The sequence below is a fragment of the Actinoplanes sp. NPDC051513 genome, assembly GCF_044454685.1.
Taxonomy (GTDB): Bacteria; Actinomycetota; Actinomycetes; order Mycobacteriales; family Micromonosporaceae; genus Actinoplanes.
The window spans coordinates 41,972-65,324 of sequence record NZ_JBITDW010000005.1 but is presented as its reverse complement, the minus strand read 5'-3'; the positions used below and the strand labels follow the sequence as shown (position 1 = coordinate 65,324).

The window sequence follows — 23,353 nt, the reverse complement described above, 5'->3', positions numbered from 1 at the left end:
CCGCGCGGGTCGCGCAGATACCCATCGTGTCGAGCGATCGAGCCGGACGCCGTCACCCGAACGGCTACGCGTCGGGGAACACCTGGTCCACCATTGTCAGCAGGGTCGCGGTCAGGAGCTTGTGGACCTGCGCACGGGTCAGCTCCCCGCGTTGCAGCCATTCGCGGGCGGTGGAGGTCGCGAGGCCGACGTACGAGCGGGCCATGGCGTGCTGCGCGCGGCTGCCGCCGGGCAGGCCGACGGCGGTGAGCACCCGGTCGGCGGCCACGTCGATGGCCTCGGCGATCACCCGGTCGACGTCGGTGTCGCCGGCCATGCCGCCCGCGGTGATCGCGCCCAGCCAGGACGTGCTGTGCCGGGAGACCACGTCGAGGAACCAGGAGGCGATCGCGTCGGCCCGGGTGGACAGGTCGTCGGCCGGGGGCAGCTGGGTCAGGGCGGCCTCGGGGACGGTCAGCATCACCCGGATGACCTCGAGGTACAGCTCCTTCTTCGTCCCGAAGTAGTGGTTGACCAAGCCGCGGGCGACGCCGGCGCCGCGGGCCACGTCGCCGGTCGCGACGTCGGCGTAGCCGCGCTCTCCGAACAGCCTTACCGCGACCGACAGGATCTGCTCGCGCCGGGCGTCCGGTTCGAGGCGACGGCGCTGCCCCAGGTCCACACTCACGAGGTGGACCTTACCGGCACCGGCTTGTTGACACACCGCCAACAATCCCGGGAGAGTGGAGCCATGCCCACTCCCGGACTGGACGGGTACGCCCCGCCGTGGCTGAAGCCGGAACACGACGACCTCGCCGAGCTGGCTCGCGACTTCTTCACCAAGGAGGTCCTGCCGCACGCCGAGCGCCTCGAGCGGCAGGGCCACCCCGACCGCGCGCACTACCGGCGCGCCGGCGAGCTGGGCCTGCTCGGGCTGAGCGGTGCTACTGCACGAGCAGACGATGGCCGGCGAGGGCAGCCTGGGCCTGTCCGTGCACAGCGGGATCGTCACCGGCTACCTGGGCCACTACGGCACCGAGGAGCAGAAGCAGCGCTGGCTGCCCGGCCTCGCGAGCGGCGAGCTGGTCGGCGCGATCGCGATGACCGAGCCGGGCGGCGGCTCCGACCTGCAGGCCATCCGCACGAAGGCCGTGGGCGACGGCGACGACTACCTGGTCAGCGGTTCGAAGACGTTCATCACCAACGGCGCCGTCGCCGACCTGGTCATCCTCGCCGTCAAGACCGACACGTCCCAGGGCGCCGCCGGAATTAGCCTACTTGTTTGCGAAATATCGGATAAGTCGATGGGGTTCCGGCGCGGCCGGCTGCTCGACAAGATCGGGCTGCACGCCAACGACACGGCGGAGCTGTTCTTCGACGACTTCCGGGTGAGCAAGGACAACCTCCTGGGCACGGAGGGCGCGGGCTTCTACCAGATGATGGCGCAATTGCCGCAGGAGCGGCTGGTCATCGGGGTGGGCGCGGTGGCCGCCATGCAACGCGCCGTGGAGCTGACCGTCGCGTACGCGAAGGAGCGCACCGCCTTCGGCAAACCCCTGCTCGGGCACCAGAACACCCGCATGGTGCTGGCCGACTGCGCCACCCGTACGCGTGCTTCGCGGATCTTTCTCGATGACTGCATCGTGCGCCATTGCCGTGGTGAGCTCGATGTGCCGACGGCCGCGATGGCGAAGCTGTGGCTCACCGAGGGGCAGTGCGAGGTTGTCGACAAATGCCTGCAGATCTTCGGCGGGTACGGGTACACCACGGAGTACCCGATCGCCCGGATGTACGCCGACGCGCGCGTCCAGAAGATCTACGGCGGCACCAACGAGATCATGAAGGAGCTGATCGCCCGTGTCCTCTGAGGCTTTCGTGTACGACGCGGTGCGCACCCCGCGCGGCCGCGGCAAGCCGACCGGCGCGCTGCACGGCGTCAAGCCGATCTCGCTGGTCACCAGCCTGATCGCGGCGCTGCGGGAGCGCAACCCGGGCCTCGACCCGGCGGCGATCGACGACCTCGTGCTCGGCATCGTCACCCCGATCGGCGAGCAGGGCGGCGACCTGCCGCGCGCCGCCGCGCTGCTGGCCGGCCTGCCCGACACCGCGGCCGGCGTGCAGCTCAACCGCTTCTGCGGCTCGGGCCTGGAGGCGGTCAACCAGGCCGCCGCGCGCGTCCGCTCGGGCTGGGAGCACCTGATCCTGGCCGGCGGCGTCGAGTCGATGTCGCGCAACCCGATGGGCTCCGACGGCGGCGCCTGGTTCCTCGACCCCGAGACGGCGCTGGCCACCGGGTTCGTCCCGCAGGGCATCAGCGCCGACCTGATCGCCACGATCGAGGGCTTTTCCCGCGACGACGTCGACGGGTACGCGCTGCGGTCGCAGGAACGGGCCGCGAAAGCCATCGCCGCCGGGCATTTCGGAAATTCCATCATTCCGGTACGCGATCCGAACGGCCTGACGATCCTCGCGACCGACGAACACCCGCGCCCCGACACCACCCGCGAGGGCCTCGCCAAGCTCAACGCCTCGTTCGCGACGATCGGCGAGGCGGCCGGCTTCGACGCCGTCGCGCTGCAGAAATACCACTGGGTCGAGCGGATCGACCACGTCCACCACGCCGGTAATTCGTCGGGAATCGTGGATGGCGCGGCGATTGTCGCCATCGGGTCGGCGGAAGCGGGCGAACGGGCCGGTCTGACCCCGCGCGCCCGCATTGTCGCGGCCGCCGTCACCGGCGCCGAGCCGACGATCATGCTGACCGGGCCGATCCCGGCCACCCGCAAGGCGCTCGCCGTCGCGGGCCTGGAAACGTCGGACATCGACCTGTTCGAGATCAACGAAGCCTTCGCGGCCGTCGTGCTCAAGTACGAGCGCGACCTCGGCCTCGACCCCGAGAAGGTCAACGTCAACGGTGGCGCGATCGCCCTCGGCCACCCCCTCGGCGCGACCGGCGCGATGCTGCTCGGCACCGCCCTCGACGAGCTGGAGCGCCGCGACCAGCGCCGCGCCGTCGTCACCCTGTGCATCGGCGGCGGCATGGGCGTCGCGACCGTGATCGAGAGGCTCTGATGATTCGCTACGAGCGCGCCGCGGACGGCGTCGTCACGCTCACCATGGACGACCCCGGCCAGTCCGCGAACACGATGACCCTCGCGTACGTCGAGGCGATGGGCGCGGCGCTGGACCGCCTCGAGGCCGAGCGCGACGACGTCACGGGCGTGATCGTGACCAGCGCGAAGACCACGTTCTTCGCGGGCGGCGACGTGCCCATGATGAGCACCGCCACCAAGGACGACGCGGCGCGGCTGGAAGAGCAGCTCGGCACGATCAAGCGCGACCTGCGCCGCCTGGAGACCTACGGCCGTCCCGTGGTCGCCGCGATCAACGGGGCCGCGCTCGGCGGCGGCCTGGAGATCGCCCTCGCCTGCCACCACCGGATCGCCCTGGACGCCCCCGGCACCCGGCTCGGCTTCCCCGAGGTCACGCTGGGCCTGCTCCCGGGCGCGGGCGGCGTGACCCGCACCGTACGCATGCTCGGTCTGGCCGATGCCCTCACGACCTGGCTGCTCACCGGCAGGCGGCTGCGCCCGCAGGACGCGGTGGACAACGGCCTGGTCGACGAGATCGCGGCGACGCCCGCCGAAATGATCACCAAGGCATCCCAGTGGATCGCGGCCAACCCCGACGCATCCCAGCCCTGGGACAAGCCCGGCTACAAGATGCCAGGCGGCTCGCCCAGCACGCCCAGGCTCGCCGCCCAGCTCCCCGCCTTCGCCGCCACGCTGCGCAAGCAGCTCAAGGGCAATCGCCTCCCGGCCCCCGAGGCGATCCTGCAGACCGCCGTCGAGGGCGCGCAGGTCGACTTCGCGACCGCCGAGCTGATCGAGACCCGGCACCTGATCACGCTGCTCACCGGGCAGATCGCCAAGAACATGATGGGCGCGCTGTTCTTCGACATGCGCGCGGTCAACGGCGGCCTGGCCCGCCCCCGCGTCGACATGCTGCCCGCCACGAAGGTCGCGGTGCTCGGCGCCGGCATGATGGGCGCCGGGATCGCCCAGGCCTGCGCCCGCGCCGGTCTCGAGGTGGTCGTCAAGGACGTCACGAAGGAGCTCGCCGAGCGCGCCGCCGGCCCCGGCATCGTCACCACCGCCGACGTCGAGGACCTGCGCGGCTGCGACGTGGTGATCGAGGCCGTCTTCGAGGACCCGGCGCTCAAGGCGAAGGTGTTCGCTGAGGTCGAGCCGGTCCTCGCCCCGGGCGCGCTGCTCGCCTCCAACACCTCGACGCTGCCGATCACCGGCCTCGCCTCGTCGGTCGGGCGCCCGGCCGACTTCATCGGCATGCATTTCTTCTCGCCGGTCGGCAAGATGCCGCTGCTGGAGATCGTCGTCGGCGAGCGGACCCGCGACGAGGCGGTGGCCCGCGCCTTCGACCTGGGCCGGCGCATCGGCAAGACCCCGATCGTGGTCAACGACGGGCGCGGCTTCTTCACCAGCCGGGTGATCGGCAGGTTCATCGACGAGGCGATCGGCATGCTCGCCGAGGGCGTCCCGGCCGCGTCGATCGAGCAGGCCGCGTTGCAGGCCGGGTACCCGACCGGGCCGCTCGCCCTCGCCGACGAGGTCAGCATCTCGCTGGTCCAGCGGATCCGCCGGCAGTTCGAGGCCGCGGCGGCCTCCTTCGAGCGGCTCCCGTCGCACGATCTCGTCGATGCCATGGTCGGCGAGCACGACCGGCCGGGTCGCGCTGCGGGGCGGGGCTTCTACACGTACGCGGACGGCAGGCGCGCCGGCCTGTGGGACGGCCTCGCCAAGCTGGCCACCGGCGAAGGCCGCGCCGTGCCCTTCGCCGACCTGCAGGACCGTTTCCTGTTCGCCGAGGCCCTCGACGCCCGCAAGTGCCTCGACGAGGGCGTGCTGCGCACCGAGGAGGACGGCAACGTGGGCTCGATCCTCGGCATCGGCTACCCGGCGTGGACCGGCGGGGTGCTGCGCTTCGCCCGCCAGCACGCGGACTTCCCCGCTCGGGCCACCGAGCTCGCGGCCCGCTACGGCGAGAGGTTCGTGCCGGCATGAGCGGTCCCCTCACCGGAGTCCGGGTCGTCGAGCTCGCCGGGCTGGCGCCGGGTCCGTTCGGCTGCATGATCCTCGCCGATCTCGGCGCCGACGTCGTCCTGGTCGACCGGCCCGGCGGCGGCCAGGTTCCCCCGCCCGGGCCCTTGCAGCGCGGCCGCCGGGTGATCCAGCTCGACCTGAAGACGCCCGGCGGCATCGAGGCCCTCCTGCGCCTCGTCGAGCGCGCCGACGTGCTGGTCGAGGGCTACCGCCCCGGCGTCGCCGAGCGCCTCGGCTTCGGGCCCCGGCACTGCGAGAAGATCAATCCCAGGCTCGTGTACGGGCGGATGACCGGCTGGGGTCAGGAGGGGCCGCTCGCGGCGCGCGCCGGGCACGACATCGACTACATCGCCGTGGCCGGGGCGCTCGAGCCGATCGGACGCGCCGGGGAACGGCCGCACGCGCCGCTGAACCTGATCGGGGACTTCGCGGGCGGCGGCATGTTGCTCGCGCTCGGGATCCTCGCGGCGCTGCTCGAACGTGAGCGCTCCGGGTGCGGTCAGGTCGTCGACGCGGCGATGGTGGACGGGTCGGCGCTGCTCATGGCGTTCGTGCACGGGATGATCGCGGGCGGCTCGTGGCCCTTTCCGCGCGGGTCGAACCTGCTCGACGGCGGGGCGCCGTACTACGACACGTACGAGACGGCGGACGGCGGTTTCGTGGCGGTGGGCGCGCTGGAGCCGGCCTTCTACGCGGCATTGCTCGACGGGCTCGGTCTCTCCTCCGCCCGGCTGCCTGATCAACTCGACCGGGACGGGTGGCCCGTTCTGCGCGCCCGATTCGCGGAGGTCTTCGCGACGCGTACCCGTGACGAATGGACGGCGGTCTTCGCCGGCGCCGACGCCTGCGTCGCGCCGGTGCTCTCCCCCGCCGAGGCGCCGGCCCACCCGCACAATCAGGCCCGGAAAACCTTCGTCGACGTCGACGGGCTGACGCAGCCCGCGCCGGCCCCGCGGTTCGCCCGCACGCCGCCGGACACGCCGGCCGGGCCCGCCGCGGTCACCGTCGACGAGGTGCTCGCCGGCTGGTAACGCCTCAGATGCCCGGCCCGGTCGCCGATGCGGCCGGAGACGACGACGACCTATGACCCGTCGCTGCTGTCGCCTCGCGCCAATCGCCAGACTTTGGGACTTTGTGTTGCTTTGCGGTTGCCTCGCTCAGGTGAGAAGCCTCACCGGTCGATCAGCGGGGCAACAGACGACCGCTTCGCGGAAGCAGCGGCAGACCAGCAGAGGCAGAGACAATGCGGAGACTGCAAGACATCGGAGTCGCGAAGCGGCTGGGCCTCATCGTCAGCACCGGGGCCGTGCTTCTCGCCGCGCTGGCCTGCATCAACCTCTACAGCCAGCACAAAGTCGCCGAGCAGAGCCGCACGATCACCGGTCTCCAGCAGGGCCTGGGCGCCCTGAACCACCTGGACACCCGGCAGAGCGAGCTGAAGGTCGACGCCTACCGGTCGCTGCTCGGCCAGGACGTCACCCAGGACGTCGTCGACGACGTGCAGTCCTCCACCGAGGCCGCCGACGCGGTCGCCGCCTCCGGCCTCACCCCCGCCATGCTGGCCACCTTCACCTCGGTCCGCCCCGACTTCGTCAGCTTCAGCGCGTTCATCACCGACTTCACCAACGCCGCCAAGAACGACCGCGCCGCCGCGGTCAAGAACATCGCCGAGATCGCCGACCGCAACCACAAGACCGACGACGAGCTCGGCTCGCTCGTCGACGAGGCCAGCGCGGCCGCGGTCCAGGAGCAGAAGGACATGGACTCCACGGTCGCCTTCTCCCGGCTGCTCGCGCTGATCGTCGCCGCCCTCGGCCTGCTCGTCATGATCGCCTTCGCGATCCCGCTGGTCCGCTCGATCCTCAAGCCGGTGCGCCGCCTCGGCGAGGTGATCGACGCGCTGGCCAAGGGCGACCTCACCGTCCGCAGCCAGATCACCAGCAAGGACGAGCTGGGCACGATGGCCACCCACCTGGACAGCTCGCTCGACTCGCTGCGCGAGTCCATGGGCACCATCGCCGCCGACGCCGACATGCTGGCCAGCGCCTCCGCCGAGCTGTCCGCGGTGGCCGGCACGATCGCCGACGCGGCCGGCGACACCAACGCGCAGACCGCCTCCGCCGCCGCCGAGGCCGACGAGATCTCCCGCAACGTGCAGTCGGTCGCGGCCGGCTCCGACGAGATGGGCCTGGCGATCCGCGAGATCTCCCGCAACACCAGCGAGTCGGCCCAGGTCGCCATGATCGCCGTCGAGGAGGCGGCCCGCGCCACCGAGACCATGCGCCAGCTCGGCGAGTCCTCCGCCGAGATCGGCAACGTCATCAAGCTGATCACCGCGATCGCCGAGCAGACCAACCTGCTCGCCCTCAACGCCACCATCGAGGCCGCCCGGGCCGGCGAGATGGGCAAGGGCTTCGCCGTCGTCGCGTCCGAGGTCAAGGACCTTGCCCAGGAGACCGCGAAGGCCACCGAGGACATCGGCGCCCGCGTCGCGGCCATCCAGCAGGGCACCGCCGGCGCCGTCGAGGTCATCTCCCGGATCTCCGAGGTCATCAACCAGATCAACGAGTTCCAGACGACGATCGCCTCGGCCATCGAGGAGCAGACCGCCACGACCGGCGAGATGAGCCGCAGCATCGGCGAGGTCGCCAGCGGCTCCAGCCGCATCGCCGTCAACATCTCCGACGTCTCCATGGCCGGCGCCACCTCGGCCGAGGGCGTCGAGCAGACCCGCCAGGCGTCCAACGAGGTCGCCCGTACCGCCGAGGAGCTGCGCAACCTGGTGGGCGCCTTCAAGTACTGAGCTCCCGCGGCGCCGCCGTTCCCCGCTTCCTGGGGAACGGCGGCGCTTTTTACGGGGCGGCTGCCGCGACAAGCTCTTGATAGGCGGCGACGCCGTCGGCGTCGTCGGCGACGTCCAGGTACCAGTTGTCCAGCTGCCAGTAGCTGATGATGTGGAAGTTGTGGGTCGTCAACCAGGTGCGGGAGGCGCGGATGGCCGGCCCGCGGGACGCCTGGACGCCCTGGTCGTCGTCGATGCCCCATTCGGGCAGGGTGAGGGGCTCGCCAAGGCCGGCGAAGGCGTTGTACCAGCGGGTCATGCGCGGGTCCAGGCCGATGCTGACCGGGTCGTCGGGCTCGCCGCCACGGGTGCTGGCCTGCCTGCCAGTACAGGTCGAGCCCGTAGGCGTCGGCGTACGCGGGCGGGACGATCCCAGTCCTGGATCTCGTAGTTGCCGCCGGTGCCGTTGTTGGTGACCCGGTGTCGGCCGCCGAGGTCGTCGCGCCGACCGCGAGAGTGGGCAGGGCCGCCCGGGCCGGGGCGGGCCCCGCCAGGAGCACGACCGCGACGGCGACCACAAGTGAGCGATACAGAACACGCGCCATGCCCGGACGGTAGGCAATCGCATCGACAGATCGGCATTGAACGATCCCTCATGTCGCTTTCAGTCCACCGGCCGCCGATCCGGCGGCGAGCCGTGACGAGCCGCCACCGCGACTGGCGACCTCGCTGGCGTGCCGGCCGATGCGAAACCTGCCGGATCGGGGCGACCGTCATCGGGACAACATCCCGAGGAGGTTTCGATGTCCACTCGTCAGACAATCGTTCTCGTGCACGGTGACTGGGCCGACGCGTCGTCCTGGAACGCCGTGATCGAGCGCCTGCAGGCGACGGGCCACCAGGTGGTCGCTCCGCCCAACCTGCTGCGCGGACCGGTCGCCGACGCCGCCTATCTCAAGAGCTACCTGCAGACGATCTCCGGTCCGATCGTCCTGGTGGCCCACTCGTACGGCGGGTTCGTCGTGACCAACGCCGCCACGGGCAACCCGAACATCAAGGCGCTCGTCTACATCGACGCCTTCATACCCGACGAGGGTGAGTCCGCCGGCGCCCTCGTCGGAACCTCGGGATCGTGCGTGACCGAGAGCGGCTTCAACCCGGTGCCCTACGACGGCGGGGTGGATCTCTACCTGCGCTGGGAGGCGAACCCTCCGTACCCGGGCTACCTCGACTGTTTCGCCAACGGGGTCGAACCGAAGGACGCGAGGGTTCTGCATGCCACCCAGCGTCCCGCAGCCGTGAACCAGTTCACCGAGGTCTCCGGACCCCCGGCGTGGAAGACGATTCCGTCCTGGTCGCTGATCGGCACGCAGGACAACGTGATCCCGCCGGCCCTGCAGGAGAAGATGTCCACCCGGGCCGGCGCTCACATCACCCGGGTCACCGCGGGCCACCTGACGCTCATCACGCGGCCGGCCGACGTCACCACGATGATCCTCGCCGCGGTCGACGCGACGAAATGATCCGCCACCGCCTTTAGCGATGGCGGCGATGCCGGTCAGAACCGGCTCTGCGGGAGCCGGCCGAGCTGGCCGCGCGAGGTGATCTCGAGCTTGGCGAAGACCTTGCCCAGGTGGTACTGCACCGTCCGGGGGCTGATGAACAGCTGGGCGCCGATCTCGGGGTTGGACAGGCCCTCGCGGGCCAGCCGCGCGATCTGCCCCTCCTGAGGCGTAAGCGCGTCGTGCGAGTCCACGGCGCGCTTGCGCGCGGTCACGCCGGTGCTCATCAGCTCGCGGCGGGCGCGTTCGGCGAACGCCTCCGCCCCGGCGCCGTCGAACATCTCCTGTGCGGTGCCCAGGTGCTTCCGAGCGTCGATCCGGCGGTTCTCGCGACGGAGCCACTCGCCGTACACCAGATGCGCGCGGGCGAGATGAACGGCCATACGAGTGCGCTCGAGCCGTTCGATCGCCTCGCGATAGCGGGACTCGGCGGCCCCGCCGTCGCGCAACAGGGCGGCCGACCAGGCCTGCACGCCGAGCGCCCAGTCGGTGCCGGCCGCGTTCGTCCGTTCCTCGAGTCGCCGCAAGGCGGCCGCGGCCTCCTCGTGAGCGCCGCTCCGAGCGGCCGCCTCGATCAACTCGACCAGGGCGAATCCGGTGATGCCCAGGTCGTCGTACTCGCACACCGATCGGGCGCTCGCGAGCGCCGCCTCATAGCGGCCGAGACCGTTGGACAGCACCGCGGACGCGTAGCCCTGCCCGCCGATCCCTCGCCCCTCGCCCCGCGTGACCACCTGCCGGTAGCCCAGGTCCAAGGCATTCTGGGCGCTGGGCTCCACGCCGCGCCACGCGGCGAGCAGCACCGCGGCATACCGCGCCGGGGCGTTGCCGGTCGCCGCGGTGATCGCATCGGCCTCCTCGGCCAGCGACGCAGCCGCCCCGAACTGTCCGGCGTGCAGGTGGACGACGGAGCGGTGCCCCAGCGCCAGCGGCAAGGCGATGAGCGCGCCGGCGTTGCGAGCGAGCCGGACCGCCCGGGTGGCCAGCTCATGCCAGGCGTCGTCGTCCCACAGATCGCCGGCGACTATCCACGGCAACGAGAACCACCGCATCGTGTCGTTCCGATCGTCGACGGCGTCGCGCCCGAACGCGTTCAGGGCAGTTCGCAGCGGCGCCACGCCGGCGACGTAGCCCTGCGTGTACCTCGTCACCAGGCCGTCGAGGAGACGGTCGATCGGCCGTGGTGGCCGTCCGGCCGCAGGGGCGTCCCGGGCGGCCATGGCCACCTCGCGCGGGCCGGTGCGGTCGTTCAGACGGCCGGCGTGAATCGCGGCTTCGAGCGCCTCCAGGTACGTCTCGCGCCCGTGCTCACTGTCGAGCGGCGCGAGCCGCTCGGCCGCGGCGAGCAGCAACGGCGGGGCGTCGGGGCCGCGCCGGAGGGCGAAAGCGATCTGCGCCCGCAGGCGCGTCAGCTGCGCGCGCTGAACCTCCTCCAGGGGGCACAGCCCCGCCAGCGACAGAAGCTTGTGGGCGGCCTCCGGCGCGCCCGACTCGAACGTCGCGGCCGCGGCGGTCAGAGCGCGCCGGCCACGATCGGCCGGATCGGGGGTCAGCTCGGTTGCTCGTTCGAGGAACGCCGCCGCCGCGGCAATCCCGCCCCGATGGGCCGCCCGCCCCGCCGAGAGCTCCAGCTCCACGGCGATCTCCTCGTCCGGCACGGTCGTCGCGTGCGCCCGGTGCCAGGCCCGGCGGTCGGGATCGACGGCCGGATCGGTGGCCTCGGCGAGCGCCTGATGCGCCCGCTCCCGTTCGGGCAGGGTGGCGGTCCCGTAGATCGCCGAGCGCACCAGCGGATGGCGGAACCGCACCCGGCCCCGCAGATCGATCAGACCCGCCGACTGCGCCGGCGCCGCGGCGCCGGCGTCGAGTCCCAGCCGCCCGGCCGCCCGCCAGAGCAGGGACACGTCGCCCACCGGCTCGGCCGCCGCCACCAGCAGCAGCCGCCGAGCCTCCTCCGGGAGCGCGTCGAGCCGCCGCAGGAAACTCTGCTCGATCCGGTTCGCCAGCGGCGTCGCATCGAGCACCCCGAACCCACCGGCCAGCTCGGTCGGCGTCAATCCCCGCGGCAGCTCGAGCAGGGCCAGCGGGTTGCCCCGCGACTCGGCGACGATCCGGTCCCGGACGAGCTCGTCGAGGCGTCCGGGCAGCGCCGAGTCGAGCAACGCCCGGGCGTCGCCGTCACCCAGTCCGCCGAGCAGGAGCTCGGGAAGCCCGTCCAGCTCGGGAACGGTGGCCGGCTCGCGGACCGCGAACACCAGACCGACCGGTTCCGCGAGGAGGCGGCGGGCGACGAACGCGAGCGTCAGCGCCGACGCCTTGTCCAGCCATTGGGCGTCGTCGACAACCCAGAGGAGCGGCTGGTCCTCGGCGGCGCCGGAGAGCAGCCCGAGCACGCCGAGGCTCACGACGAAGCGGTCCGGGGCCGGTGCCGCGCTCAGGCCGAACGCCACCGCGAGCGCGTCCCGCTGGGGGCCGGGCAGCCGGTCGCGCCGGCCCAGCAACCGGGCGCACAACTGGTGCAGGCCGGCGTAGGCGAGCTCGGTCTCGTACTCGTGGCCCGCGGCCCGGGCGACGCGACAGCCCGACGAGGTCTGCACCAGATAGTCGAGCAGGGCCGACTTGCCGACCCCCGGCTCACCGCGCACGACCAGCACCTGGCTCTGACCCGACCGCACGCTCGCCACGAGCCGATCCAGCATTTCGCGCTCGTCGTGCCGATCGTGCAGCGCCGGGCTCGTCAACATCGTTTCGGACGCTATATCGGCCTTCTGAGCACGTCAATCCGCTGGTCCGGCGCGACTGGCTACCCGTGCTGGCGTACCGGCGGACTCGACAGCGCGCGCCACTGGCCAGTCTGGACCCAGGTCACCAACTCCGGTCGGATCCGGCCCGGGGCAAGCGCACGCAATGGGGGATGAATACCGTGGTTGTCGACGGAATCGGAACTGCTGGGTGGGCTGAGTCGTCGTCGGGCCTGACCCGCCGCATCACGTGGCGAGCGGACAGCGGTCCGCCGATGGTGCAGGCGGTGGCGGACTTCGAGAGCGTCCGTTCCCGGCTGTTCGGCATCGCTTATCAGGTGGTGGGCCGGGCGGCCGACGCCGAGGACGTCGTGCAGGACGCCTGGATCCGCTGGCAGACCGCGGACCGCACGGGGATCCGGTCGCCCATCGGGTTCCTCGTGACCACCACGAGGCGGCTCGCGCTCAACGCGGCGACCTCGGCCTACGCTCGTCGCGAGGTGTGCGATGGCGGATGGCCACCGAAGTCCGACCGCGCGGCCGACGATCCGGCGCTGGAGGCGACGAGCGGCGACGCGCTCGAGGAAACGGTCCAACTGCTGATGGAACGGCTCTCCCCCGTCGAATGTGCCGTCCATGTGCTTCACGAGGCGTTCGACTACCCGTTCCGCGACATCGCACGGGCACTCGAGGTCAGCGAGGCCAACGCGCGGCAGTTGGCGCACCGGGCGCGCCGGCATCTTCTCGATGAGCGGCACGATCCGGTCGATCCGGTCGCGCGAGATCGGCTGGTCAAGGCGTTTCGCGACGCGACGCGGGCCGGTGACATGGACCGTCTGGTCGAGCTTCTGGCCGGACGTCCACACACCTCGGCGCACCACCGGCAGACAGGGCGGGTGGCGCACCGAGGTGTGTCGCCGGTCAGCGCAGCGGCGGGTTCGCCAGGTTGACGAGCTCCACGGCCTGCTGCGGGAACCATGCGCCGGCGGCCGGGTCGGCGGTGTTGCCGCGCGCCGGGTCGACGCCCGTGCCGGTGCCGCGGTCGCACTGACCGTCGGACTGACCGGGAGTCTTGACCCACAGGAAGGCATCGGCCAGCGGATCGCCGGTCCGCGTGGTCGGACGCAGCCCCAGACCCCGGTCCGGCGGGTTGCACCAGGTCTGCGGGTCGGGCCAGGTGACGCCGGCGGGCGCCGTCCACGGTCCCTGGCCGTTGCGGCTGGTGTCCACGACGAAGTGGTTCAGCCGGTGCGGCGAGACGTTGCCGACGTTGGCGGCGTACCACGCGTCGCTGAGCGCCCAGGTGCTGAAGTCGCCCGGGCTCGCCGGGTAGTACTGGCTGGCACACCGCTCGAAGTGGCCACGGTTGTCGGCCGATCCCTGGGTGCCGTAGTAGACGCACTTCGAGATCCAGTTGCCGAACTTGAGCTGGCGCTCGGTCGTCTCGTAGTTCGACACGTTGAGGAAGAACCCGTCGGCCTTCCGCACGCCCGCCTTGACCAGGCGGTCGGCGATGTCGCCGACGCCGAGCCAGGCGCTGTGCGTGCCGTCGAGGTAGACGCTCGTACGCGGCAGGGCGGTCAGGCGGTTCACCGCGTAGTTGAGCATCGCGAACCGGTCGGAGGCGGCCGTGGCGGCGTCCGCCTCGGCCGGCTGGCACCACTCCTGGTTGCCGTTGATCGTGGTGTACCAGGGGATGATGCCCAGCCCGTCCGGTTCGAGCATGACGGCCGCCCGCTGCCCCCCGATGCCGGCGGCGAACGCGTCGATCCAGGCCTTGTACTCGGCGACCGAGGTGGCGCCGCCCGCGGAGTACTGCGAGCAATCGCGGAACGGGATGTTGTACGCGACGAACACCGGCATGGCCTTCTTCGCGGCCGCCCGGCGGGCCTCCGCCTTGATCGACTGCGTCAGCGAGCGGCCGGAGCCGCCGGTGACCCAGACGGCCTGCGGGGTCTCGACCATGGTACGGATCTTGCGCGCCAGGCCACGCTGGCCGGCGGCGTTGAGCTGGGCGATCTGCTGGACGGCGCCGGGGTCGGGCCGCGGCGTGTAGAACCGGGTGCCGTCGGGAATGACGGCGCCGGCGGGCGAAGGGCCGATAGCCAAGATCACCGCTAAGGCGGCGAGCCCGGTGCTCGCTCGCCGCACGGAACGAGATAGGGACACAATGGACTCCTGATCGTACGGCCGGTGGGAGCGTTCCCATACTCGATCGAGCCTCGACGTCCCCACCGCCCAAGTCAATGGAACGACAGCACAGACTTACCCGCCGGTGCGTGCCCGTTCCCGGTCAGGTCTTCTTCGCCGACTGGGTCTTGCGAGGGCGGGTCCTCCGCAGGCTGGGCTGGCCGGGGATGTCGAAGTCGGGCTGGTGCGAGTGGCTCCCACCGTGGTCGTGTTCCGGCGGTGGCGCCGGGGGCGGGGATGCGGGCGGGCGGTCGAGCCGGATCCACAACGCGCTGGAGGGAATGCCGCAGTCGTCGACGACGACGAGCATGTACCAGCCGGGCGGCGCCAGGTTGGGGTTGCCGGTGACGTCCACGGTGACGCTGCACGCGTCGCGGCAGACGATGGGCAGGTCGATCAGCCGCTGGCTGCTGTCGTAGGCGTGGGTGGTGGCCATCGGCCGGATCAGCTGGGCCCATCGCAGTGTCATCGCCGACGGCGTGCTGACCTCGACCGTCGTGCCGTAGTGCCACTCGGTCGGCGCCGACTCCAGCAGGGGCCGGGGACCCTGGAACAGGTACGGCGGGTGATACAGCTCGAGGCGTAGCTCGTCGTCGCCACGGTCCGGGTTGGAGCCGGCGGTGACGACCCGGCCGTCGGGGAGCAGCAGAGCGACGGAGTGGTAGAGCCGCGAGACGCCGGCCTCGGCAACCGGCCGGACGGTGTTGGTGGCCGGGTCGTAGATCTCCGCGAGATGCACGGCATCGCTCCTGGTCTCGCCGTGCAGGCCGCCGCCGGTGATCAGGACGGTGCGGTCCGGGAGGATGACGGAGTTGCACAGGCCGCGGGCCTTGGCGAGGTCGGGGCCGGGCTGGAACGTCGCCCCCGCGGGTCCGCCGGCCAGGTCGATGATGTCGGTGTGGTTCGTGGCCGCGGACGACCCGCTACCGCCGATGACCATGACGCGCTGCGCCTGTGCCGGCGGTAGCAGGATGCTGTTGCCCTGGTCGCGGTTGGCCTTGTCGCGGAGCCCGGAGACAGTTTGCTCGGCTCCGGTCCACGGCTCGATCACGCGCCCCTCGACGGTGGCGTTGCCGAGCTGCTCTCCGGTGTAGAACAGCCGGCCGTCCTGGAGCAGCAGCAGGTGCGGGTACAGCGGCAGCGCGGTCGTCGCGGGCAGTTTGCTCCAGCCGGCGCCGGGGTGGAAGACCTCGTTCGGCGCCGAGATCCCGGAGCTGGCGACCGCCCGGCCGTCGCCCATGCTGACCAGCGTCGGGTACCAGCGATGCTCGTCCATGTCGTCGACGCGGATCCATTGCCGCAGGGTCGGGTCGAACAGGTATGCGGCCTGTGAGCCGACGAAGTTGTCGTACTTGTCGGTGCCTCCGGCGACGAGAACCTTTCCATCGGCCAGGACGGTCTGCCCGGCGCAGAACACGTCGAACGGGCAGCCGGGATCGTAGAACGTGCCCTCCTCGTAGTCCCACACGACGCTCTTGACCAGGTGGGCGTTGAAGTTGGGCACGTTGTTGCCCGATCCGGCGAAGAACAAGATCTGGCCGGTGTGCATGAGGACCGCGTGCACTGCCAGCACGTGTGAATCCACCGGCAGCAGCTCCCAATGCCCGATATCGGCGAGAGAGCACACGTCCACCGAGCCATGGCCCGGCATGCCGGGCATTCCCGGCATCGTGGGCGTCCCCGGCGTGGACGGGTCGTGGCGGTGGGTGGTCAGGCGCATGGCCGCGGGAATCGCGTCCGGGGGCAGGCCCGCGGCGGCGGTCCTGGCCGAGCTCCGGCGCTCCCCCGGGTGGCCATGGTGGCTGCCGTGGTCGTGACGGCCCAGCTTCTCGCATTCCTCGCAGTCGGCGTCCGAGTCGTGTCCGCAGCACCGCGTGCGCCCATGGTCGTGACCACAGCAGCGGCCGGGGGGCTCGCCCGCCGGGTGCGCGTGGTCGTGGTCGCACTGCTTCGGATCGCAATCGCCGTGATCATCGTGGCGTTCGTGATGGGCGGCCGGGTCGGGGAGGCCACAGCAGGGGTTGTGCGGCCGGGCGTGGCCGTGCGGGTCGTGGTCGCCGTGCGCGCAGTGACCGCAGCGGACCGGATCCACCCAGGGGAGATCGTCGCGGCCGTCGTCCAGCAGCGGGCGCAGGTCCGGCGACCAGGCGGTCTCCGGATCGACCCACACCCAGTCCCGGGAGCGGACCAGCCCGGCGAGGCCGGCCATCATGTGTTCCTCGAGATGACAGTGGAAGAGGAAGTCGCCCTTGATCCGGACCCGGCACGCGTCCGCGGGCGGATCGCATTGCAGCTCCTCCAGCGCGCACGGCAGCCGGACGGTCGCGGGCACGACCGTGTCCGCGGTGAACCCCTCGGCGGGGCTGAGGCCGTGCACGTCGGCGGCGCCCCCACCAGGCGCGGGCAACTGCCAGCGCGCCGAGTGCGGGTGGAAGTTGTGCCACATCGAGCCGAGATCGAGATTCAGCACATGCCAGCGCAGGCGCTGCCCGGCGTCGGCCTCGATCGTCGGGGTGTTGCCGACGAAGGCGCGTCCGTTCAGGCAGTACGTGAGCGCGCCACCGCCCGGGGCGATGACGACGTGGTCGAAGTTCTGCGCGAGCGTCCACACCACCTTGTTGCCGGGTCGTACCGAGACGCTCTGCGGCACGAAGCTGTTGTCCCGGATGTCGACGGCGCGGTCACCGGCCGGCGCACCGGGGTCGACGGCGACCGTGCCGGACATCGTCGGGCCGTGGATCTTGCAGTGGTAGGCGACGGTGCCGGGGGCGGTGAAGGTGTGTTCGAAGGTCTGTTTCGGTGTCGCCTTGTGCAGGGTGGGGCTCTCGAACGTGTCGGCTGTCGAGGGCGCCTGCATCGCGTGGATGATCATCGGCACGTCCAGCGCCCGCGGCGCGGCCGGGTCGCGGACGATGAGGGCCCCGAACAGGCCACGGTTCACGCTCGCCTGGACCATGCGGACGTGGTCATGGAAGGCCCAGACCCCGACGGTGTCCTCGGTGACGTCGAACGTGTAGGTCCACTTCTGGCCGGGCCGGATCTCATCGCTGCGCCGGCCGAGCCGGGTCCCGATACCGAACGGCCACGCGCCGTCGGAATCGATGCCGTAGGCCACGCCGTGGACATGCAGGCTATGACAATCGTCCGGATCGGCATTGAGCACATGAATGTGCAACCGCTCCCCCGGTTCGGCATACAACACGGCGCCCGGGACCCGGCGATACCAGGGCGGCTCGTTGACGTCCGCCGGCACGATCTTGGCGGTATTGGGGATCAGGTAGTGGTCGTCGAGGTATTCCCGGTAGACCAGCGCGTCCACCGTCGCGGCCGCGATCTCGTCCGGCTGGACACGCCCCACCTCATGACCGGGCCCGCGCATGGCATCGCGCCCATAGCGGCGGCTACCGACAACGGGCGCCAGCGGGCTGTAACCCACCAGCGGCTCGATCCGCAGGAACACATCACGGCGGTGCCATCGACCCGACATGGCGTGCTCCTCACTGACGGCGACGCGTACGTCGTGGGATCGCGCAGTTCAGCGTAGATATCCACGTCCGTCCGGTCGCTGAACTGTCGGGAAGTTTCAACCGCCGGCATCAACCCTGGCGCCGGCGCCATTGGAGCATCGCGGCGGTGGCGTCGTCGCGGAGCTCGCCCTCCTCGTAGGAGACGATCGTCTGGATCAGGCGGCGCATCGTCTCGGGCGCCGTGGCGCCGAGGTTCAGGGCGTCCAGCAGGAACTCGCTGAGCCGATCCACTCCGAACAGCTCGCCCGACGCGTCGCGGGCCTCGGTGATGCCGTCGGTGTAGAGGACGAGGGTGTCGCCCGGTTCCAGCCGCTGCTCGACGACCCCCGGCGGCCGGCCGACCATGTGGCCCAGGCCGAGCGGCAGCGCATTGGGTGCGGGCAGCGAGGGCAAGGTCCGTCCGCCGCGCAGGAACAGCTCGGCGGGATGGCCGGCGCTGATCCGCCGGTACCTGCCGGTCGCCATGTCCAGCTCGGCCACCAGCGCGGTGACGAAGGCGCCCGGGTACTGCGCGCGGATCCACTTGTCGATCGACCGGCAGGTGTCGGTCAGGGAGAGCCCGGACCGGCGGGCGTTGCGATACGTGTTCAGCGTCAGCGTGGTCAGCGCGCTGGCGCTGATCCCGTGGCCCACCGTGTCGAAGAGCGCGACGTGCAGGGTGTCCTCGTTGGCCGCGTAGTCGAACGCGTCCCCGCCGACCTCGTAGCAGGGCTCGAGCACGGCCGTGACGATGGTGCCGTCGACCGCGAAGGTGAGCGGCGGCAGCTGGTTCCAGATGATCTCGGCGGCCAGTTGCATGGGCAGCCGCCGCCGGGTGTGCTCGACCGCGTCGCCGTAGAAGCGCCGGCTCGCGATCAGCTCGGCGACCAGGGCGGCGATCACCTCGAGGTCGAGGCGGTGGGCCGCGGACGGCTGGGCCTTGACCCGCAGCTCCAGGACGCCGAGCCGTTCGGCGCCGTGCAGCAGCGGCAGCCAGAGCAGCCCGCCGTCGCCCTCGTCGTGCCACTGGTGCTCGGCGGTGGTGAAGGCGCGGCCGGCGAGGGTGTCCTCGACGGCATGCCCGGTCGCGGTGCCGGGGGTGGCGCCGCGCAACGGATGCAGCGCGACCTGCCCATAGTCGACGAGCAGCACCCTCGCGCTCTGCGCGTCGAGCAACGGCGCGGCCGCCGCGAGCACCGCCGGCAGGTCCTCGGCCCGTCCGCGGTGCCGCAGATCCATGAGCCGGCGCACGGCTTCCATCGACGCGACCATCACCCCCATCCTGCAACCAGCGGGACAATGACGCAGCACGGGAGCATGGCCCGGCCAGGAAACCCGCTAGCCTGTGCGGGCAGCATTGCCGAGTCCACAAGAGAGGAAACGCCGACGTGGCGCGCGAAGAGTGGGCACCTCCCGGCATCGACACCTCGAAGCCCAGCGTCGCCCGCGTCTACGACTACATGGTCGGCGGCAAGGACAACTTCGCCATCGATCGGATGGTCGCGAAGCGGGCGCTCGAGATCATGCCCGACGCTCAGGAAGCGGGTCGCGCCTGCCGCGCCTTCCTGCGCCGGGCCGTGCGCTACATGGCGGCCGAGGCCGGCATCCAGCAGTTCCTCGACCTCGGCTCCGGTCTGCCCACCGACACCAACGTGCATCAGGTCGCGCAGACCGTGGATCCCGGGGCCCGGGTCGTCTACGTGGACAACGACCCGATGGTGCTCGTGCACGGCCGCGCGCTGCTGGCCAACAACGACACCACCGTCGTCGTTCAGGCAGACATCCGTGCACCCCAGCAGATCCTCGGCCACGAGGTGGTGCGTGGTCAACTGGACTTCACCCAGCCGATCGGCCTGCTCATGCTGTCGATCCTGCATCACCTGAACGACGACGAGGATCCGGGCGCCGTTGCCGCGACGCTGCGGGACGCGCTGCCCTCCGGCAGCCACCTCGCGATCATCCATTTCTGGGACCCGGCCGACGAGCAGCCGGACGTCGCGGCGAAAGCGACCGACGCCGAGCGGATGTTCAACGAAACTCTCGGCACGGGTCGCTGGCGGCGGCGAGCCGAGGTCCAGGCGTACTTCGGCGACTACGAGATGATCGAGCCCGGTCTGGTGCCGCTGGCGGAGTGGCGGCCGAACGCGACGGACACGGCCGAGCAGACGGACAGCTACTACACCATGATCGGCGGGGTAGCGCGCAAGATGTAAGGCGGTCAGAACACCCGGATGGCGACCTCCGCGGGCGCGGTGAGCAGGTCTTCGATCTCGTCGTCGAGGCGCACGAGCGTCAGCGAGGCGCCGGCCATGTCGAGCGAGGTGCAGTACTCGTTCACATAGCTGCGGCCCACCGTGATGCCACGCTCGGCGAGCTTCTGATGGGCGCGGCGGTAGCAGATGTAGAGCTCGCTGACCGGGGTGCCGCCCAGGCCGTTGATCATCAGGGCCACGCGGTCGCCCGAGTTGTACGGCAGGTCGGTGACCACCGCCTCGAGCATGTCGTCGACGATCTCGTCGGCGGGCTTCATCGTGCGGCGCTCGCGGCCCGGCTCGCCGTGGATGCCGACGCCGAACTCCATCTCGTCGGCGCCCAGCTCGAACAGGGGCGAGCCCTTGGCGGGCGGGGTGCACGCGGTGAGCGCGACGCCCATCGTCCGGGTCACGTCGTTGACCTTCTTGCCGATCCGGAGCAGCTCGTCGAGGTCGGCGCCGCGCTCGGACGCCGCGCCGACCGCCTTGATGACGAAGAAGTTGCCGGCCACGCCGCGGCGGCCGACGGTGTAGAGCGAGTCCTGCACGGCGACGTCGTCGTTGATGGTGAGGATCTCGCAGCGCACGCCGTCCGCCTCGGCCATCTCCTTGCCCATGTCGAAGGCCATCCGGTCGCCGGTGTAGTTGTTCACCAGCAGCAGGACGCCCTTGGGCGAGGCGAGCAGCTTCGCGGTCTCGTAGACGTAGTCCATCGGCGGCGCCGCGAACACGTCGCCGGGGCAGGCCGCGTCGAGCATGCCCTTGCCGACCGCCATCACGTGCGCGGGCTCGTGCCCGGAGCCGGAGCCCTGCACGATGGAGACTTTCCCGTCGGACGGCGCGTCGGCCCGCATGATCAGGTTGTAGGCGGGGACGTACCTGAGGGTGTCCGGGTTGGCGAGGGCGACGCCCTCCAGCATCTCCGGGACGTAGCTCTTCGGATCGTTGACGAACTTCTTCACGACGACGCCTCCCTATTTCCAGGTCTCGCTGATCCGTTCGGCGATGACCGCCACCGCCGTGGCGCCGGCGTCGACCGAGCCCCGGCTGCGCTCGCCGGTGTACGCCGCGCGCCCGCGCTTGGCGACCATGCCGCTGGTGGCGTCGGCCGCGTCCCGGGCGGCGGCCGCGGCGGCCCGGATCGCCTCCTCCGGGCTCGCGCCCGCGGCCAGCGAGGCCTCGAGGCGGTCGGTCATCGGAACCAGCGCGTCCAGCAGCGTCTTGTCGCCGACATCGGACTGACCGCGCGCCTTGATGCCCTCGATCGCCGCGCGCAGCATGGCGACGACTCCCTCGCCGGTGGGGTCGGCGTCGCCCGCCGCGGCGCCCGCGCGGAGGAACGCGGTGCCCCAGAGCGGCCCGGAAGTGCCGCCGATCCTGGAGGCGATGACCATTCCCGTACGTTTGAGAAAGGCGCCCGCATTGCTCCGGTCCAGCTGGTCCCAGCCCTCGAGGAGCTTCTCGAAGCCGCGGGCGAGGGAGTAGCCGAAGTCGCCGTCGCCGACGACCGCGTCCAGGTCGCCGAAGTACTTCTCGTTCTCGATCGCGGTCTCGGCGATCGTCCGGACCACCTGTTCCGTCGCGGTGATGCTCATCGAAGCTCCTCCCGGAGACAGGCGCTCAGGTCGTCGAGCGTGAGAAAGTCACCGAACCGGACCGTGGTCCGGTTCGCCAGCACCTCGATCGGCGGGCGGCCGGGTTCGCCCAGCTCCGAGACCACCGCGACGGCCCCGGTGAAGTCCTCGTCGCGGGTGTATCCGTTGACCGTCACGAGGCAGCGCAGCCCGGCGCCGGCCGCGGCCAGGAGCCCGTTGCGCGAGTCCTCGATCACGAGCGTGTCCACGGGGTCCAGACCGAGGCGCTCGGCCGTCAACTCGTAGATGGCCGGGTCGGGCTTCTTGGCCGGCACGATGTCACCGGCGAAGACCGGGACGCTTTTCGCGTTCTCGGCGCCGATCGCGCGCTCGAGCACCGCCCGTACCGATTCCTCGGCCGACGTCGACGCGACCGCGACCGTCCACCCTTGCGCGAGCGCCGCCACGATGATCCGGTCGATGCCCGGCCGCGGCGGGACGCGGCCGTCGGCCACGAGCTTGCGGAATGCCGCGGTCTTGGCCTTGTGCCAGGTCACCAGCTTTTCCGTACGGTCGTGCGCGCCCACCGCCGCGGCGAACGCGGGGTCGTCGAACAGGCTGGCCATCCGCTCCTTGCCGCCGCCGATCCGCAGCTTCTCGCCGTACTCCTGCTCGCTCCACCGGACCGGGAGCCCGAACCGCTCGAACGTCGCGTTGAAGGCCGGCAGATGGCCGTAGCGCTCGGTGTCGGCGAGCACGCCGTCGCAGTCGAAGACCAGGGCCGTCACCATGCCTTCCCCGATCCTCCGAACAGCCGGATGTGCCGCCGGGCCATCTCCATCACCGCGGCCCGCTGGTGCCGGAAGAGCGCCGGCGGGTCCCACTTGTCCTTCTCCTGGGCCGCCCGCAGGTGCTCGAGGCCCGACTTCATGAAGCTCTCCTTGAGCGCCGTGGAGATGTTGACCTTCGCGCAGCCGCGGGCGATGAGGTCGGTGAACTGCTCGTCGGACAGCCCGGTGCCGCCGTGCAGCGCCATCGGCACGCCGGTCGCCGCGACCAGGTCGCTGACCCGCTGCGCGTCCAGCGTGGGCGCCTGTTTGTACTGGCCGTGCGCGTTGCCGATGGCCGGGGCGAAACAGTCGACCCCGGTGCTCTCGATGAAGTCGACCGCCACCTCGAGCGACTGGATCTTCGACGCCTCGTCGGAGCCGATGTCGTCCTCGACCCCCTGGATGCCCTCGATCTCCCCTTCGACGTGCGCGCCGGTCCGCCGGGCCTGCGCCACCACGTCGCTGGTCTGCCGCATGTTCTCGGCGACGTCCAGCTCGTGCGCGTCGAACAGCACCGAGTTCCAGCCGCCGGCCAGGCAGTCCGAGATCACCGCGCGATCGGGGCAATGGTCCAGATGCAGGGTGACCGGCACGTCGACGCCGCGCATCAGCGCCCGGAAGATGTCGAAGAGCTGAACGCGGCCGTACTGCTTGACCGTCTTGACCGACGTCTGCAGGATGACCGGCGCGCGCTCCTCGACCGCCGCGGCCAGCACCGCCTCGATGCTCAGGTCATTGATGATGTTGAAGGCGCCGACCCCGTACCGCTCGGCCAGGGCGCGATCGAGGATCTCCTTCATCGACACGACGGGCATGG

General features: G+C 71.2%; 17 protein-coding genes and 1 pseudogene. 8 read left to right on the top strand and 10 right to left on the bottom strand.

Annotated features, from left to right (window positions below):
- Positions 1-64: 64 nt before the first annotated feature.
- Complete coding sequence (locus ACIA5D_RS18070) at positions 65-667, bottom strand: TetR/AcrR family transcriptional regulator (protein ID WP_396031089.1); 603 nt, start codon at positions 665-667, stop codon at positions 65-67.
- A gap of 63 nt (positions 668-730) precedes the next feature.
- Here ACIA5D_RS18070 and ACIA5D_RS18065 point away from each other — a divergent pair.
- From ACIA5D_RS18065 to ACIA5D_RS18045, 5 genes and pseudogenes are all read left to right on the top strand, one after another.
- Positions 731-1,847, top strand: a pseudogene (locus ACIA5D_RS18065) (acyl-CoA dehydrogenase family protein).
- Complete coding sequence (locus ACIA5D_RS18060) at positions 1,837-3,051, top strand: acetyl-CoA C-acetyltransferase (protein WP_396031088.1); 1,215 nt, start codon at positions 1,837-1,839, stop codon at positions 3,049-3,051. Before ACIA5D_RS18065 ends, ACIA5D_RS18060 begins: the two are co-directional and overlap by 11 nt.
- Positions 3,051-5,060: a 3-hydroxyacyl-CoA dehydrogenase NAD-binding domain-containing protein gene (locus ACIA5D_RS18055; protein WP_396031087.1), complete on the top strand. Its 2,010-nt coding sequence runs from the start codon at positions 3,051-3,053 to the stop codon at positions 5,058-5,060. The genes ACIA5D_RS18060 and ACIA5D_RS18055 overlap by 1 nt, the downstream gene beginning before the upstream one ends.
- On the top strand, positions 5,057-6,130 hold the full coding sequence (locus tag ACIA5D_RS18050) for a CaiB/BaiF CoA transferase family protein (RefSeq protein WP_396031086.1): 1,074 nt from the start codon (positions 5,057-5,059) through the stop codon (positions 6,128-6,130). Before ACIA5D_RS18055 ends, ACIA5D_RS18050 begins: the two co-directional genes overlap by 4 nt.
- Positions 6,131-6,342: 212 nt before the next feature.
- Positions 6,343-7,902 carry a methyl-accepting chemotaxis protein gene (locus ACIA5D_RS18045; RefSeq protein ID WP_396031085.1) on the top strand — a complete coding sequence of 520 codons (1,560 nt, stop codon included), beginning with the start codon at positions 6,343-6,345 and terminating at the stop codon, positions 7,900-7,902.
- Between the two features lie 49 nt (positions 7,903-7,951).
- On the opposite strand, the gene ACIA5D_RS18040 is transcribed toward ACIA5D_RS18045, so the two are convergent.
- Positions 7,952-8,200, bottom strand: a complete 249-nt coding sequence (locus tag ACIA5D_RS18040; RefSeq protein ID WP_396031084.1) for a hypothetical protein — start codon at positions 8,198-8,200, stop codon at positions 7,952-7,954.
- Positions 8,201-8,684: 484 nt separating this feature from the next.
- Here ACIA5D_RS18040 and ACIA5D_RS18035 point away from each other — a divergent pair, with 484 nt between their 5' ends.
- Entirely contained in the window at positions 8,685-9,404 is a 720-nt protein-coding gene (locus tag ACIA5D_RS18035; protein WP_396031083.1) for an alpha/beta fold hydrolase, read from the top strand.
- Between the two features lie 35 nt (positions 9,405-9,439).
- Here the strand turns inward: ACIA5D_RS18035 and ACIA5D_RS18030 are convergent, their stop codons facing one another.
- Positions 9,440-12,187, bottom strand: a complete 2,748-nt coding sequence (locus ACIA5D_RS18030; RefSeq protein ID WP_396031082.1) for an AAA family ATPase — start codon at positions 12,185-12,187, stop codon at positions 9,440-9,442.
- A gap of 65 nt (positions 12,188-12,252) precedes the next feature.
- Between ACIA5D_RS18030 and ACIA5D_RS18025 the strand changes: the two genes are divergently transcribed.
- Positions 12,253-13,134: a sigma-70 family RNA polymerase sigma factor gene (locus ACIA5D_RS18025; protein ID WP_396031081.1), complete on the top strand. Its 882-nt coding sequence runs from the start codon at positions 12,253-12,255 to the stop codon at positions 13,132-13,134.
- On the opposite strand, the gene ACIA5D_RS18020 is transcribed toward ACIA5D_RS18025, so the two are convergent.
- The 3 genes from ACIA5D_RS18020 to ACIA5D_RS18010 all read right to left on the bottom strand — a co-directional run bounded on the left by ACIA5D_RS18020 (position 13,106) and on the right by ACIA5D_RS18010 (position 19,140).
- Positions 13,106-14,299, bottom strand: coding sequence for a glycoside hydrolase family 6 protein (locus ACIA5D_RS18020; RefSeq protein ID WP_396031679.1), 1,194 nt, complete (start codon positions 14,297-14,299; stop codon positions 13,106-13,108). The two genes, ACIA5D_RS18025 and ACIA5D_RS18020, sit on opposite strands and share 29 nt — an antisense overlap.
- Positions 14,300-14,477: 178 nt before the next feature.
- Positions 14,478-17,861 carry a galactose oxidase-like domain-containing protein gene (locus ACIA5D_RS18015; RefSeq protein ID WP_396031080.1) on the bottom strand — a complete coding sequence of 1,128 codons (3,384 nt, stop codon included), beginning with the start codon at positions 17,859-17,861 and terminating at the stop codon, positions 14,478-14,480.
- Between the two features lie 109 nt (positions 17,862-17,970).
- Positions 17,971-19,140: a PP2C family protein-serine/threonine phosphatase gene (locus ACIA5D_RS18010; RefSeq protein ID WP_396031079.1), complete on the bottom strand. Its 1,170-nt coding sequence runs from the start codon at positions 19,138-19,140 to the stop codon at positions 17,971-17,973.
- Between the two features lie 128 nt (positions 19,141-19,268).
- On the opposite strand from ACIA5D_RS18010, the gene ACIA5D_RS18005 reads away from it, so the two are divergent.
- Positions 19,269-20,093, top strand: coding sequence for an SAM-dependent methyltransferase (locus ACIA5D_RS18005; protein WP_396031078.1), 825 nt, complete (start codon positions 19,269-19,271; stop codon positions 20,091-20,093).
- A 5-nt stretch (positions 20,094-20,098) separates the two neighbouring features.
- On the opposite strand, the gene dhaK is transcribed toward ACIA5D_RS18005, so the two are convergent.
- The 4 genes from dhaK to ACIA5D_RS17985 are packed head-to-tail and all read right to left on the bottom strand — an operon-like array spanning position 20,099 to position 23,351.
- Positions 20,099-21,094: a dihydroxyacetone kinase subunit DhaK gene (gene dhaK, locus ACIA5D_RS18000; RefSeq protein ID WP_396031077.1), complete on the bottom strand. Its 996-nt coding sequence runs from the start codon at positions 21,092-21,094 to the stop codon at positions 20,099-20,101.
- Between the two features lie 12 nt (positions 21,095-21,106).
- Positions 21,107-21,727, bottom strand: a complete 621-nt coding sequence (gene dhaL / locus ACIA5D_RS17995) for a dihydroxyacetone kinase subunit DhaL (protein ID WP_396031076.1) — start codon at positions 21,725-21,727, stop codon at positions 21,107-21,109.
- Positions 21,724-22,497, bottom strand: coding sequence for an HAD-IA family hydrolase (locus tag ACIA5D_RS17990; protein ID WP_396031075.1), 774 nt, complete (start codon positions 22,495-22,497; stop codon positions 21,724-21,726). Before ACIA5D_RS17990 ends, dhaL begins: the two co-directional genes overlap by 4 nt.
- Positions 22,491-23,351 carry a class II fructose-bisphosphate aldolase gene (locus ACIA5D_RS17985; RefSeq protein WP_396031074.1) on the bottom strand — a complete coding sequence of 287 codons (861 nt, stop codon included), beginning with the start codon at positions 23,349-23,351 and terminating at the stop codon, positions 22,491-22,493. The genes ACIA5D_RS17990 and ACIA5D_RS17985 overlap by 7 nt, the downstream gene beginning before the upstream one ends.
- Between the last annotated feature and the right edge of the window lie 2 nt (positions 23,352-23,353).

Excerpts from the sequence above, each read along its gene's own strand:
- ACIA5D_RS18040 (WP_396031084.1), bottom strand. The coding sequence starts at position 8,200 with ATGACCCGCTGGTACAACGCCTTCGCCGGCCTTGGCGAGCCCCTCACC.
- ACIA5D_RS18045 (WP_396031085.1), top strand. The coding sequence starts at position 6,343 with ATGCGGAGACTGCAAGACATCGGAGTCGCGAAGCGGCTGGGCCTCATC.
- ACIA5D_RS18015 (WP_396031080.1), bottom strand. The coding sequence starts at position 17,861 with ATGTCGGGTCGATGGCACCGCCGTGATGTGTTCCTGCGGATCGAGCCG.
- ACIA5D_RS18050 (WP_396031086.1), top strand. The coding sequence starts at position 5,057 with ATGAGCGGTCCCCTCACCGGAGTCCGGGTCGTCGAGCTCGCCGGGCTG.
- ACIA5D_RS18055 (WP_396031087.1), top strand. The coding sequence starts at position 3,051 with ATGATTCGCTACGAGCGCGCCGCGGACGGCGTCGTCACGCTCACCATG.
- ACIA5D_RS17985 (WP_396031074.1), bottom strand. The coding sequence starts at position 23,351 with ATGCCCGTCGTGTCGATGAAGGAGATCCTCGATCGCGCCCTGGCCGAG.
- ACIA5D_RS18035 (WP_396031083.1), top strand. The coding sequence starts at position 8,685 with ATGTCCACTCGTCAGACAATCGTTCTCGTGCACGGTGACTGGGCCGAC.
- ACIA5D_RS18010 (WP_396031079.1), bottom strand. The coding sequence starts at position 19,140 with ATGGAAGCCGTGCGCCGGCTCATGGATCTGCGGCACCGCGGACGGGCC.
- dhaL (WP_396031076.1), bottom strand. The coding sequence starts at position 21,727 with ATGAGCATCACCGCGACGGAACAGGTGGTCCGGACGATCGCCGAGACC.
- ACIA5D_RS17990 (WP_396031075.1), bottom strand. The coding sequence starts at position 22,497 with ATGGTGACGGCCCTGGTCTTCGACTGCGACGGCGTGCTCGCCGACACC.
- ACIA5D_RS18030 (WP_396031082.1), bottom strand. The coding sequence starts at position 12,187 with ATGTTGACGAGCCCGGCGCTGCACGATCGGCACGACGAGCGCGAAATG.